This window comes from Desulfogranum mediterraneum DSM 13871 (genome assembly GCF_000429965.1).
GTDB lineage: Bacteria > Desulfobacterota > Desulfobulbia > Desulfobulbales > Desulfobulbaceae > Desulfogranum > Desulfogranum mediterraneum.
In genome coordinates this window covers 334,995-349,636 of the sequence record NZ_AUCW01000003.1, presented here as the reverse complement: position 1 = coordinate 349,636, position 14,642 = coordinate 334,995, and the positions used below count along the sequence as shown (strand labels likewise).

General features: G+C 54.5%; 9 protein-coding genes. 8 read left to right on the top strand and 1 reads right to left on the bottom strand.

From position 1 onward, the window contains the following. Positions 1-38 precede the first annotated feature (38 nt). The 8 genes from G494_RS0101520 (at position 39) to G494_RS0101485 (ending at position 13,918) form a co-directional block, all read left to right on the top strand. The gene (locus G494_RS0101520; RefSeq protein ID WP_028583104.1) at positions 39-1,784 is read left to right on the top strand and encodes a hypothetical protein; all 1,746 of its coding nucleotides are present in this window, start codon (positions 39-41) and stop codon (positions 1,782-1,784) included. Positions 1,785-2,672: 888 nt separating this feature from the next. Further along, on the top strand, positions 2,673-3,362 hold the full coding sequence (locus G494_RS0101515) for a glycosyltransferase family 2 protein (RefSeq protein ID WP_035245054.1): 690 nt from the start codon (positions 2,673-2,675) through the stop codon (positions 3,360-3,362). A gap of 26 nt (positions 3,363-3,388) precedes the next feature. Beyond that, a complete protein-coding gene (locus tag G494_RS0101510) occupies positions 3,389-3,769 on the top strand; it encodes a DUF2304 domain-containing protein (protein WP_028583102.1) in 381 nt (126 codons plus the stop codon). A gap of 9 nt (positions 3,770-3,778) precedes the next feature. Continuing rightward, the gene (gene galE, locus G494_RS0101505; protein ID WP_332307517.1) at positions 3,779-4,840 is read left to right on the top strand and encodes a UDP-glucose 4-epimerase GalE; all 1,062 of its coding nucleotides are present in this window, start codon (positions 3,779-3,781) and stop codon (positions 4,838-4,840) included. A gap of 49 nt (positions 4,841-4,889) precedes the next feature. Then, a complete protein-coding gene (locus G494_RS0101500) occupies positions 4,890-5,846 on the top strand; it encodes a UDP-glucuronic acid decarboxylase family protein (protein ID WP_028583100.1) in 957 nt (318 codons plus the stop codon). A gap of 39 nt (positions 5,847-5,885) precedes the next feature. Next, positions 5,886-9,425, top strand: a complete 3,540-nt coding sequence (locus G494_RS24965) for a glycosyltransferase (protein ID WP_051305211.1) — start codon at positions 5,886-5,888, stop codon at positions 9,423-9,425. Further along, positions 9,422-11,431 (top strand): glycosyltransferase family 2 protein, encoded by a 2,010-nt coding sequence (locus G494_RS21395; protein ID WP_051305209.1) that lies wholly within the window; start codon positions 9,422-9,424, stop codon positions 11,429-11,431. The genes G494_RS24965 and G494_RS21395 overlap by 4 nt, the downstream gene beginning before the upstream one ends. Before the next feature lie 45 nt (positions 11,432-11,476). Further along, on the top strand, positions 11,477-13,918 hold the full coding sequence (locus G494_RS0101485; RefSeq protein WP_084456265.1) for a YfhO family protein: 2,442 nt from the start codon (positions 11,477-11,479) through the stop codon (positions 13,916-13,918). A gap of 135 nt (positions 13,919-14,053) precedes the next feature. Here G494_RS0101485 and G494_RS0101475 read toward each other — a convergent pair whose 3' ends face one another. Then, complete coding sequence (locus G494_RS0101475; protein ID WP_028583098.1) at positions 14,054-14,641, bottom strand: hypothetical protein; 588 nt, start codon at positions 14,639-14,641, stop codon at positions 14,054-14,056. Position 14,642 lies beyond the last annotated feature (1 nt).

Here is a 14,642-nt window from a genome sequence, read left to right as displayed (position 1 = left end):
CCGCCGTTATTGGTTAAATTTTCAACAAATAATACCGCATGATTGATAAGAGTCGCGCAAAAGGCCTTGCTGTTTGTTTTTTTGTTCTTTTTTTGGCTGCTGCGTATGTATTCAGCTATCTCGATTTGGCTATAGATGATGCTGTGCGCTATCGACCATTGGCCAATGGGTGGGTTTCGATCTATCCAGAAATTCATCTGGATGAGCACTTGTCAGTGGTTGAAAAAATTGAGAAAATAGTTAAGGAAGACTTGGTTCACGGTAGATTCAGGCCGGCCTTTTTTACGTATATTTCAATCCCCTATTTTTTGTCACCGGTGGTATACGACAACGAAGCTACCGAAGAGGCGCGACCTTATCTCGATTTACTGAATGGGGACTTGCGGATAACAGGTTTTTTCTTACTGCTTTCAGTGGTCGTGTCAATGGCTCTGTTGATGCTCTCCGTATATAGATTTTGTAATACGATTTTATTCTCTCTGTTGCCTGTCTTTTTTGTTCCGTTATCACCGTCTTTGGCAGAGAATCTGCTTCAGAATTTTATCGATAGCCAAGAAATACCTTTGGTTTTGCTGGCTTCTCTTTGGCTGTTTTCTCTGTTTTCCTCTTTTAAATACGAAAATTCTACTGTTAAGAAGTATTTATATTTTTCGATATCGCTGTTAGCGCTATTTGTCTCTTTTCTTGTGAAAGAAACTTCTGTAATCATCGCCTGTGCTTTATGCTTACTTGTTCTGTTGGAATTGTTATTTTTTCGATTTGGTAAGGAATATGCGTGGCCAACAAAGGCTGTTGTTGTACAGTCTGCGTTAAGTGTTGTTCTTGCCATAGGCGTTGTAGGTTTCGTGGCTGTAAATAGCCGGGGGTACGCGAGTTCATATAACGTTAGTTGCTTGGGACTGGTTTCTGTGTTTGGCCAATTATGGGTGCTTGTTTCAAAGTATTCTCTTGTGAATGTTTTTAGCTTTGTTTTTGTAGCTGTTTTTTTTGTGCTGGCAGGTATGCTTCGTGGCCAAAAGGTCAATGATATCATTGTCGAAAACCATATTCGTTTTGCGTTGCTATTGTTGTTCTTGTCTGTCGGGTTCCTGGTTGTTCTGTTTCCATGGAAACCTGTTCTGGTAAAATATGTTTATCCTTCTGTTTTCTTTTTTTCTTTTTTGGTATCATACGCAGTCTCGTTCGTTTTTTCGGTTTTGAAGGAAAGATATGGGGGTAAATCATATCTATTTTTTGGGATAGTCGTCATGTCTTACATGTTTCTTTATTGTGGTTACTATGGGGAATCAGTTAAGGAGAAACAATATTTGTTTAGTGTTTCTAATTATGGAGTGACGGCACTTTATGACGTGGCTGATGATATCGATGAAGAGTTCGGTGATGTTGATGGTGAGGATGTATATATATATGTAGGTTATGATGATTCACAAAGGTGGGAGATCAGTGTCCCGTGGAGTGTTTTGCATTTAAAGCGAATATTGAACTTTGATAAATTTTTTAATATAATTGATGTGGAGAGAGGGGCTGTTCTTAATTACAAGATGCCTCTAGGTGAGCTGACATCTTTTTCTCGTTATAATGGTCATGGTAATGTCTTCGTTACCGATGATAAAAAATTAATTGATGAAAAGGTCTTTGACGTCCTCTATATTGCTCATCTTGACGGAGTTGAGCCTTTGCCGGAGTTGAGTTTTAAAAGTAAAAAATATTATTTATTAGAAGAAAAAGTTATATATAACACCGATCTAAATAAGAAGAGTTTTGTTTTTTATAAGTATATGTGATTTTGTGATCAGGTCGAAATTCATTTCCAATGAAAGCCAATCAGAGCACAAACAGCAGGTATCTAGACCATGCGAGAGGAATGGTTTTAAGGTTTCTCTTTTAAACCGGGGCTGGTTGATTATCATAGAATGACGTTGAAAATAGTAGTCCCTACAGTTTGAGGCCTTGATCTTTAGGGTACCTTGAAAAAATAGATTTTTCGATCAAGGTCAAGGCGCGCTATAAAATTTACCGTAGGCATATGTTTGATATTCCGAGGATAAAATTTTGAGCGCAACGCCGAGATTAGAAGAAAAAGCATTTTTTCAAGGCGGCCTTTAATCTGTCATCCAGGTTCAAGCCGCCTGGCTATAGTTTGCTGGTAATAAGGGTTGAGTAATGTACATGCAATTGTTTCATGTTCTTGATAAGTCTGGGGAAAATAGAGGTGTGCCCAGTATACTCGTCGTTGGACACAGTTAAGGGCGGATTAATATTTTCCTCAGTTCCGCCGTCTGCTCGTGTCGCTGATTCAAAATCCGCTAACGTTCATTTGAATCGTAAAAAACTTTAATCTTTGGCGCTTGCTACTGAGACCGCTGTGAGATCAGGCGAGATGGTATCGATTAGGTCGAAGTGCCTTTCGGCAATAGGCTTCACTCTTGCTGGGGATCTGTAAGTTTTGTTGAGTTCGGGGGGGGGGAGCCAAATGGAAATAAAACAGCCAAGGATATTGTCCACTGCGGTCAGGTTGATCTAGGCTGAATATAGATCTACTTCCCCTGGGTCGGTTTTGTTGAATATCTCGGTGGGCATGGGGTGTAGTTTTGTTGGGTCACTGGCGATAAACCGGGGATGACTGGGCCCAGTTTTTTTCTTAGCAAATTGTGAGATGGTGCCTGCTTTATATGTCTAGTCAAATAAAAATTTTTATTGTTATTCCAGTTTATAACGAAGCCACGGTTATTGGCGATGTTATCCGTGAAATTCGGGCATCAGGTGATTATCACTTGGTTGTGGTCGATGATGGTTCTAGTGACTCAACCCATGAGGAAGCGTCCGGCTGTGCAGGCGTTGTTGCTCTAAGGCACATGATTAATAGAGGTAAGGGGGCTGCGGTGAAAACGGGAATAATTGCAGCCAACAGATTGGGTGCGGACGTCATCGTAACCATGGATGGTGATGGGCAGCATGATCCGGCAGATATACAGCATTTGATTGCGCCTATACTTGCTAATGAGTACGAGGTAGTGCTTGGATCTAGGCGAAGGAAGAAGGGCGAGATGCCTGCTGTAAAAATTATAGCTAATAAGATAGGTAATACCGTTACATGGCTATTGTACGGGATGCACGTTTCTGACAGCCAATCTGGGTTCAGGGCCTATTCGAGATATGCTGCCGGGATTATCGATACCAAGGCGGATAAGTATGAATACGACAGTAAGGTTATCAGAGAAATTAATAACAACCGGTTGTCCTGTACGGAAGTGCCTATCAAGGTCAGGTATACTCAATATTCGATGGGGAAGCTGCAAAAACAAGGCTTTGTAAACGGCATCAAGACGCTTGTACGTATGGTGTGGGGGCTTTTCGTGTAATTTTAAACAATCAAAGCAAGGGTGCTATGAACATTCAGTTATATCAGATAATAGTTATTGCAATATCGTCTGTTATGTTGTTTCAGGGGGCGAAGGAGTTTTTTAAGCGTGAATCAGGCCAGACTTTACTGAAATTTTCTGCTCGTCTGGTCGTCTGGGGGGGGATGGGGACGGTTGCAGTGTATCCCAACTCGACTATACTTTTTGCACGACTACTTGGGATGGAGGACAATTTTAATGCGGTTGTTATGATTGGCTTCCTCATGGTTTTTTTGATAATTTTCAAGCTATTGTCGGCGATTGAGAAGATAGAGCAGAATGTTTCTGAACTTACTCGGAAAGAGGCCTTGTCACACGTTCAATTTGAGGTGGATCCGGTTGGCAAGGAACGCAGTCTCCAGCAATAATATTTTTTAATGTTCCGATGTCAGGCCCCACAGTGGACATTGTGGAATGAGCCTGGTCAACTTTTTATTTTTGTCAGGGCCGAAGGTGATAAAATAATGAGCAACAAGGTGGTTCTTATAAGCGGTGGGGCTGGATATATAGGCAGTCACACTTGTAAAGTTCTTAAAAATAACGGTTACTTGCCCGTAACCTATGATAATCTAATCTACGGTCATAAAGAGGCGGTGAAATGGGGGCCGTTTGAAGAGGGGGATATTCTTGATTTCGATAGGCTGAAGGGAGTATTTGATAGGTATAATCCCATCGCGGTTATTCACTTTGCAGCTTTCGGTTACGTTGGTGAATCGGTAGTTGATCCGGGGAAATATTATACCAATAATGTAACCGGCACCGTAAACTTACTTGAAGTGATGAGGTCTGTTGACTGCAAAAATATTGTTTTCTCAAGTACCTGTGCAACCTTTGGGGTGCCGGAAACCCTGCCGCTCACCGAGGCCTCTGCCCAGCAGCCGATTAATCCCTATGGCTGGAGCAAGTTGATGATCGAGCAGGTCCTGGCCGATTATGACCGCGCCTACGGACTCAAACATGTGGCCCTGCGCTACTTCAATGCCGCCGGTGCTGATCCTGCCGGCGAGACCGGCGAGGACCACTTCCCGGAGACCCACCTGATCCCGCTGGTGCTGGAGGCTGCCCTGGGCAAACGCAAACAGATCGTGATCTATGGTGACGATTATCCCACCCCGGACGGCACCGCCATCAGGGATTACGTCCATGTGATGGATTTGGCCGATGCCCATGTCCGGGCCTTGGCCATGTTGGAGGCCGGCGGAGCAAGCGACCAGTTTAACCTGGGTTCAGAGACCGGGACCTCGGTCAGGGAGATTGTCGATATCGCCGCTGCGGTCTGTGGCCGGGAGATCCCCTCGGTCTATGGTGATCGCAGAGACGGCGATCCGCCGGTCTTGGTGGCCGATGCTGCCAAGGCCAGAGAGCTGCTGCAGTGGGAACCCCGTTTTTCTGATGCCAGGACCATCATTCAGACCGCCTATGACTGGCATACCCGCTGAGATACCTATCCCAGTCCTCTTTTTATAAAATCAACTCCATGGAGTTGCGGTGAATTTTTCAAAAAAACGTGTATTGATAACAGGCGGCAGCGGCTTTCTCGGCTCGCACCTCTGTGAACGACTCCTGGCCGAGGGTAATGATATCCTCTGCCTGGACAACTTCTTTACCGGCACCAAGGAGAATATTATCCATTTGCTGGATAATCCCAACTTTGAGCTGCTCCGCCATGACGTGACCTTTCCCCTCTATGTGGAGGTGGACGAGATCTATAATCTGGCCTGTCCTGCCTCGCCGATCCACTATCAGTTTGATCCGGTGCAGACCACCAAGACCTGTGTCCACGGGGCCATCAACATGCTGGGCTTGGCCAAGCGGGTCAAGGCCAAGATCTTCCAGGCCTCGACCAGCGAGGTCTATGGCGATCCCCAGGTCCATCCCCAGCCGGAGTCCTACTGGGGGCGGGTGAATCCCATAGGCTTCAGGTCCTGTTATGATGAAGGAAAGCGTTGTGCCGAGACCCTGTTCTTCGATTACAATCGCCAGCATCAGCTAAGGATCAAGGTGGGGCGGATCTTCAACACCTATGGTCCCCGGATGCACCCCCACGATGGTCGGGTGGTCTCCAACTTCATCGTCCAGGCCCTCCAGAATGAACCCATCACCGTCTATGGGGATGGCAGCCAGACCCGTTCCTTCTGCTATGTGGATGACCTGATCGATGCCTTTGTCGGGATCATGGATACGGACGATGCCTTTACCGGTCCCATGAACATGGGCAATCCCGGTGAGTTCACCATCAGGGAGTTGGCCGAGATGGTGATCGAGATCACCGGTTCTGCCTCAAAACTGAGTTTCAAACCCTTGCCCAGCGATGATCCCCTGCAGCGCCGGCCGGATATCACCCTGGCCAAGGAGATGATCGATTGGCAGCCGTCCATCACCCTGGAGCAGGGACTCCAGCCGACGATCGCCTACTTTGATCAACTCCTCTCCCAGGCCAAATAAGCGCGTCTGAATGAGGGTGCACAGGGGCGGTAATCCCCTGTGCACCGTCCCGGTCGCCGTCTCTATCCCATCTTTGCCTTTACGCCCTTCTCTATGCACTCCTCGCCCAAAGTAAGTGTGATCATTCCCTGTTATAACCAGGGGATCTATGTGGACGACGCCGTTGATTCGGTGCTTGCCCAGAGCTGTCAGAATTTTGAGATCATCATCGTCAACGATGGCTCCAGTGACGAGTTTACCAACCAGCTGCTCGGAACCTACTCCAAGGCCAAAACCCGGGTGGTGAGCACCGACAACCAGGGCTTGGCTGCAGCCCGGAATAACGGGATCAGCGAGGCCAGGGGGGAGTATATCCTGCCCCTGGATGCTGACGACCGGATCGGCCCGACCTACCTGGAGCAGGCGGTCCGGATCCTGGAACAGAGCCCGGATATCGGCATCGTCTACTGCCGGGCCCGGCTCTTTGGTGAGCTGGAGAGCGAGTGGATCCTGCCGGAATACTCCCTGGACAACATGCTCCTGGATAACGTGATCTTCTGTTCCAGCTTCTTCAGGCGCAGCCAGTGGCAGGCAGTGGGCGGCTATGATCCGGCCATGGTCCATGGCTGGGAGGATTGGGACTTCTGGCTTTCCCTGATCGAACAGGGGGCCCTGGTCCACAAGATCCCGGAGATTCTCTTTCATTACCGGATCACCGCCGACTCCATGGTCCGCTCCAAGCAGAAGGAGCAGAAGGTGGAGACCCTGGAGAAGATCTATCATAAGCATCCACGCCTCTTTTCCGACAATATCCAGATCTGGATAGACAAGCTCCTGGACCGGCCCGAGGAGTCCCTGGTTACCCGACTCTATGTGGACACCGGCGACGGCTACAACGAGGCGCAGACCCTGACCCAGAAGCTGGACCCCTTGACACGATCCATCTCCTTTGATGTCACTGGATTCCGTAACGTGCGTGGGCTGCGATTCCACCCGGTCAACGACTACTGCGCCATCCACCTCAGCCGGGTCGAGCTGAGCTCTGAGACCGGCTATTCCATCGTTTTGGAAGAGTTTCAGGCCAATACCATCGATAACAACAGCGTCAACCTGGTCTTCAACGATAATACCCCCTATGTGGATTATCAGTTTCCTGATGCCTGTTTTTACACCAACCGGATTGCCCGCTTCAGCGTGACCCTCAATTTCCTGCGTATCGGCAAGGAGGCCTTCTTCTACCTCCTGCAGCGCAAGGATCAACTCCTGGAGCAGCAGCAGCAGGAGCTGGCGGCCTGCCGGGGCGAGCTGGCCCGTCATCGCTCCGTGGAGTTCGACCAGCCGGCGGTATCGCTCAGTTGGCAGGGACTGGCCCGGCTGAGCGCGCGCAAGCTGCTCTACACCCTGGTCAAGGCCAGGTTTATGCTGCAGAGGCCCTACCGGGCCATTGTCCGCTCAGGCCTCTTTGATGCCGACTATTATCTTCGTGAGAATCCGGATCTCCAGTCGAGCCTGATCGACCCGGTGATCCATTACCTCCAGTATGGCTACAGTGAGGGCAGGGATCCCAACCCGCTGTTTGCGACCTGGTGGTATCGCAGGCGCTATCCTGAAAGCGCGGAGCAGGGCATCAACCCCCTCTACCACTATATTGCCCAGGGCTGGCAGCAGGGGAACAACCCCTGCCCCATGTTTGAGACCGCCTACTACCTGCGCAGTTATCCCCAGGTGCGGGCCAGTGGGGCGAATCCCCTGGCCCATTATCTCCAGGAGGGCGCGGTTCAGGGCTACAATCCCAACCCGCTCTTTGATGGGGCCTACTACCTGGAGCAGAATCCGGATGTGGCTGCCAGCGGAGAAAATCCTCTGGTGCATTTCCTCCGCAGCGGGGTGTGGGAGGGGCGGGCGACCTGTCAGGTTGAGGATAACTTCATCAGCCGGCCGACCATCAGTATCCTGGTCCCGGTCTACAACGTGCCGGCCCGTTATCTCCGGGCCTGCATAGAGTCGGTCCTGGCCCAGAGCTATGAGCACTGGGAGCTCTGTCTGGTGGATGATGCCAGCCCTGCCGACCATGTCCGGCCGCTGCTGGCCGAGTACAGTGAGCTGGATGCGCGGATCCGGGTCAGCTATCTTCCTGGCAACCAGGGGATTGCCGGGGCAACCAATGCGGCTGCAGAGCTGGCAACGGGCAGCTACTATGCCTTTCTTGATAACGACGATGAACTGACCAGGGATGCCCTCCTGGAGGTGGTGCGCACCATCAATCTCCAGGAGGCGGAGATCATCTACTCCGACGAGTGCATCGTCGATCCTGAGGGGGCATTTCAGGAGGCCCACCATAAGCCCGACTTCTCGCCGGATCTGCTCCTCTGTCATAACTATATCACCCACTTCCTGGTGCTGAGGGCTGAGCTCTTCCAGCGGGTGGGCGGGCTCAGTTCCTCCTGCGACGGGGCCCAGGACTATGACCTGCTCCTCAAGGTGAGCGAGCAGAGTGAGCGGATCGTCCATATCCCCAAGGTACTCTACCGTTGGCGGAGCCTGGAAACCTCCACCAGCGGTAATCCCGGGGCCAAGTCCTATGCCGACAGGGCCGGTAAGCTGGCCCTGGAGTCGGCCCTGGAGCGGCGGGGGCTGCAGGGTGAGGTCTTTTACGGCAACCTGCCCTTTTACTACCGGCTCAGACGTGAGCTGACGGCCAGGCCCCTGGTCTCCATCCTGATCCCCTTCTCTGACCAGCCCGAGCTCTTGAAGGGTTGTATCCAGGCCATCCGGGAGCGGAGCCACTACCCCCACTACGAGATCATCGGCATCAGCAACAACTCCAGCCAGGCCGAGACCTTTGAGCTGATGGAGCAGCTAGCCACCCGGGATGGCCAGGTCCGCTTTGTCGAGTATAACCAGCCCTTCAACTACTCGGCCATCAACAACTTCGGGGTAAGCCAGGCCAGAGGGGAACAGCTGGTGCTGATGAACAACGACATCGAGGTCATCAACCTGGACTGGCTGGAGGCCATGCTGGAGCATTCCCAGCGGCCTGAGGTGGGTGCGGTGGGCGCCAAGCTCTACTACCCGGATGATACCATCCAGCATGCCGGGGTGATCATCGGTATCGGCGGCTTTGCCGGCCATGGCCATCGTCAGTTTCCCCGGGACTCTGCCGGTTACTTTAACCGGCTGTTCTGTATTCAGAACCTCAGTGCGGTCACCGCGGCCCTGCTGATGGTCAAGCGCAGCTGCTACGAGCAGGTGGGGGGGCTGGATGAGACCCATTTCGGGGTCGCACTCAACGATGTGGACTTCTGCCTCAAGCTTAGGGCCCAGGGCTTTCTCAACATCTGGACCCCCTATGCAGAGGCCTACCACCATGAGTCTGCCTCCCGGGGCTATGAGGATACCCCGGAAAAGAAGGCCCGCTTCCAGCGGGAGGTGGGCTTCTTTCAGGAGAAGTGGCAGGAGTTGCTCCAGGCCGGTGATCCCTACTTCAATCCCAACTTCAGTCTGGAGCGGGAAGACTATGCGGTGAAGCGCAACCTGAGCTGGTGCAAGGATCCAGCCACCAGGGAAGAGCTGCTCAAAGGGGAGGCAGGCCAGGGATGAACGAACAGCACCTAGGAACAGATGCAGCAGAGGCCGCAGGACAACAGCAGGTCACCGAGCTGGCTGAGCTCCGGGCCCAGCTGAACAAGCAGCAGCGGACTATCCGGCGGCTGGAGCAGGAGCTTGCCGCGGTGACCGGTTCCAAGGTCTGGCGAACGGCCGAGTTTTTCAGGCGCCTGATTCGGGTCCAGCTGCTCCATCTCTTCCCCTCCCTGCAGAGCGTCCATCTGCCGGCAGCCAGACGCTGGAGCCGGGAATACCTGCTCTTGCCCCTGACCCGCTTGGGTCTGATCAAGGGCGAGTATCAGCAGTGGCAGGCCGGGGAGGCGCAGTATCTCCGGCAGCTGGGAGAGCAGGCAGAGGCAAGGATTGCGGCCTTGGAGCGCCAGCCCCTGATCAGCCTGGTGATGCCGGTCTATAACGTCAAACCCGCCTGGCTGCTTGCTGCGGTCCAGTCGGTTCAGCAGCAGTGGTATGGTCACTGGCAGCTCTGTATCGCCGATGACTGCTCCACCGACCCGGAGTTACGGGCCATGCTGGCAGAGCTGGCCGCGGCCGACCAACGGATCGAGGTCCGCTTCCTGGAGGAGAACCAGGGGATCGCCATGGCCTCCAATGCGGCTCTGGCCATGGCCCGGGGCGAGTTCGTCGGCTTTCTCGATAATGACGATGAACTGGCTCCCCATGCCCTCCTGGAGGTGGTCCGGGCCCTGGACGCCAACCCGGAGCTGGACTGTATCTACTCGGATGAGGACAAGCTCAGCGAGTCGGGCCATCGCTACGATCCCTTCTTCAAGCCCGACTGGTCGCCGGACACCCTGCGCAGCTACAACTACCTCTGCCACTTCACCCTGGTCCGGCGGCAGCTCCTGGAGCGTACCGGCGGCTTCCGGGCGGGTTTTGAGGGCTCCCAGGACTATGATCTTTTTCTCCGGGTCAGCGAACAGGCCCGGCAGATCGGTCACATCCCCCAGATCCTCTACCACTGGCGGGCCATCGAGGGCTCGGTGGGTAAAAGGGGGGATGCCAAGATGTATGCCTACAAGAGCGGCAGAAAGGCACTCAGGGAGCACCTGGCGCGGCTCAAGCTCGCCGGCAGGGTGGAGGATGGGCTCTTTCTCGGTTCCTACCGGATCCATTACCGGCTCAGCGCCCCCCATCCGCTGGCGATCATTATCCCCAGCAAGGATCAGGTTCAGGTCCTGAAGCGCTGCGTGGATTCCATCCTGGAGCGCACCAGCTACCAGCACTACCGGATCTATATCGTGGATAACGGCAGCGAGGAGGAGCAGACCTTTGCCTATTACCGCTCCCTGGAGTCCCGGGAGCAGGTACATATCCTCCATTACAATCAGCCCTTCAACTTCTCGGCCATCAACAACTTTGCCGTGGGCCAGACCAGCGAACCCTTTCTGCTCTTTCTCAACAACGACACCGAGGTGATCTCGCCCACCTGGCTGGAGGAGATGCTGGGCCATATCCAGCGTCCCGAGGTGGGAGCGGTGGGCAGCCTGCTCTACTATGCCAACAACACGGTCCAGCATGGCGGGGTGATCCTTGGCATCGGCGGGGTGGCCGGCCACGCCCATAAGTATGCCCAGGGTAGGGAGTATGGCTATTTTGGCCGCTTGAAGACCGTTCAGAATCTGAGCGCGGTCACCGCGGCCTGCCTCCTGACCAGGAGAAGCGTGTTTGCGGAGATCGGCGGCTTTGAAGAGGGCTTGAGCCATGCCTTCAACGACGTTGACCTCTGTCTGCGCATCCGCAGGCAGGGCTACCTGATCGTCTACACCCCCTTTGCCGAACTCTATCACCACGAATCCATCAGCCGCGGCTATGAAAATACCCCGGAAAAGATGGACCGTTTCAAGCAGGAACGAGAGTTCTGCGAGGAGCGCTGGGATAAGTTGCTGGGGCAGGGGGATCCCTACTACAATCCCCACCTGAGTCTGAGCAGGGAGGATTTTTCCCTGGATGCTTCCTGGGAAAAATGGGAAAAGGACTAAGGCGAACAAATTGTTATCTTCCCTGGGATCCATGGGGGCCTAAAGATGAGTGCAACAAGGGTGACGACCATAATCAACGATCTGCGCAAACAGACCCAAGCCATTGCCGGTTTGCTGGAGAGGAACAGTCAACTTCTGCTGGTGGTGACCATCACCGCCATCTGGTGTCTGGTCTTTCGTGACTATCTCTTCTTTCGCAAGGCCTTTGTCTTTGACCAGTTTGCCATCGATACCCTCAGCCAGTTCTATCCCCTTGATTATTTTCGGCTCAGTAATCTCCTTGCAGGCCGGCTGCCCTTCTGGTCCTTTCAGTTTGATCTGGGCATCGATGTCTACTCCCTGATGATCAACAGCAACCCCTTTGAGTTGGTCTACCTGCTCTTTGGGCCGGATCACTTCATCGAGGTGGTCCATCTGGTGGTCCTGGCCAAGTTCCTGGCCGCAGGCCTCTTCTTCCATGCCTTTCTGGACAAGCTGGATTTAGACCCCATGACCGCGCTGATCGGGGCCCTGCTCTTTACCTTCAGCGGCTACATGCTGGTCAACTGCCACTGGTACCACTACAGCAACTATGCGGTCTTCATCGCCCTGTTTCTCTACTGCTTTGAGCTCTGGCTGCAGCAGGGGCGCTGGCTGCCCCTGGTGCTGGTCCTGGGGCTGGTGGGCCTGAAGGGTGAGCTCCAGCTCTTTCAGATGGCTTGCTTTGGTTTCATCTATGTCTGTTATCGGGGAGTCCAGCTCCATGGCTGGTCGCTTCGCCTGCTCCGGCTCTACGCTTGGCTGGCCCTCTTCTTCGGCCTGGGCCTGCTGGTGGGAGCCTATGTCTTTCTCCCCAATGTGCTGGCCATCGTCTCTTCCTCCCGGGTGGAGAGTGCGGTCAACGATGCCTCCACCTGGGAGCAGCTGCTCAAGATGCTCCAGCCCGAGCAGGGGGCAACCCTGGGGGTCTTTCTGGCCCGTTTCCTGGCCAACGACCTGCTGGGTTCCTGGGTCGGCTACCGCGGCGTCTTGAACTATTTTGAGGACTCGACCCTCTATATCGGCCTGCCCGTGGCTCTCCTCTTTCCCGTGGTGCTCTTCAGCGGTCGACGCAACGGCCGACTGCTCTGGATCTTTCCCCTGAGCGTGCTCCTGGTGGTGGGCTTTCCCTGGCTGCGCTGCGCGCTCAACGGTTTTGCCAGCAGCACCTTCAAGTACCTCTCCCTCTACTGCGGCTTCTTTGCCCTCTTCGGGGCCCTGCAGGTGCTGGATCGACTCTTCACCGCCAGGGCCGACCGCCTTACCCTGCTGCTGGTCCGGCTCTTTTCCGGACTGTTCCTGCTGCTCTTCACGGGCCTGGGGCTGTTTTCTCTCTTTAACAGGGAACTCCTCCAGAGCTGGGGTCGTCTGGACCAACAGCTCCTGCCGCTCACCCTGGTGTTGGGGATCTGCTGGCTCCTGCTCTTTTTAGGCTTGTCCCGAGCGGGGCAGCGGCCATGGTTGAAGTGGCTGGTGTTGCTCCTGGTGGTGGTGGAGGTGGCCCTCTTTTCCGGGCTGACCGTGGGCCGGGATCCCGGTGCCCTGACTCCCTTTTTTGCGGAGCGGGGCGAGCATTACTTCAACCCCGCCACCAGAGCTGCCCTGGCCCGGATCCGCCGGCAGGATGCTGGCTTCTACCGGATCGAGAAGGGCTATAACGACGGTCACCTCAACGATCCCCTGGTCCAGGATTACTTCGGCACCCAGTCCTACTTTGGCTTTGTCTCCAGCGGGGTGGTGGACTTCTACCATAACCTGGGCTTGTCCCTGGAGTCTCCCCGGCTGGCCTCCTACCGCTATGGCCTGGAGAAACGATCGGCCCTGCAGTCGCTTCTCGGGGTGAAGTACTTTCTCTGCCGCGATCAGGAAGAATGTGCCGATCTGGAGGGTTTTAGCCTGGAAGAGAGCGTGGAGGGGGTCCATATCTACCGCAACACCCGGCTTGAGGCTGCAGGGCAAGTGCTGGGACGGATGGTCTACCAACAGATCGGTCGCCAGGCTTTTGCCGGCATCGGGCAGAGTTCCCGGGATGGTTTGCTCCTGGAGGCCGTGGTCACCGATCAACCCATCCCCTGGCTGCCCCTGGTGGACCTGGCCGCAGGGGGAGCTGCTCAACCCTGGGAGAAGGAGCGTGCCCCCTTGGCCTGGGAAGGGCTCCGGCTGGAGAGCTGGGACGGAGAACAGTTTCAGGGCCGGATCACCACCCATCAGCCTGGGGTGCTCTTGCTGCCCATCCCCTATGACCGCGGCTGGCAGCTCAGCCTCAATGAGCGGGAGGTCGCAGCCATCCGGGTGGATTTCGGCTTTATCGGGGTTCCCTTGGCCGCTGCCGAGCAATACCGCGTTGAACTCCGTTATCGTCCGCCCTTCTTCATCACGGCCCTGCTGGTTTCCCTCTGCTCCCTGCTGCTGGTGCTGCTCCTCTGGTGGAGATGCCCCATCCTAGAACCGAACAGGGGAGCCCGGTGATAATGAGTCCCACGAGCCCCACGATCTCCACGATTCAGAAGCAAGAGGGCTGCAAGTTCGTCAGGGGTGAGCAGCTGCTGGTGACTGGGACCGGGCAGGACTGGCTGCATGAGGCCCTGGGCGGAAACCACGCTGCTACCGTCTGGTGAGCAACAGGACGGTCCCCAGGCAGAGGCCCAGGAAGGTGAAGACCTTGAGCGCAAAGAGGAGCTGCGGCCAGAGTGGATGGGAGCAGGGATGGCAGATCGGCTGCTCCAGGGAGAGCTGAACAAAGGGGTCATTGGCCTCAGGACGGGTCCGGATGGTGAGGCCCGCAGGAGAGTGGTTCAGGGGTTCGGCCTGGTTGAAGTGGAGCTGCACCTGGGGAGCAGGTGCCAGGTAATCGCTGTCAGCAGGGTGGAAGGTCAACTGTCTGAGGGTGACCTGACCCGGGCCGTTGAGGAAGTCCAGGCGTAGGCCGTGGATGGTATGGCTGGGGATGGTGTAGCTCAGCTGCTGGAAGCTCTCGCCCGGTTGCAGCAGGAAACTGTGGGAGTCCCTCTCTCTATAGCCTCGACCAAGGTCGTAGAAGAGCTGGAAGACCGGGGTCTCCAGCTCGGTGTTGGTCCGGATCTCCAGGGAGATGGTCTGGTAACCGCTGGCCTGGTAATGAAACCAGGCAGAGAGCAGGCTGATCAGGCCTGCCACACCCAGGGTGAGCCAGATCTGTTTGTTGATGCGCATG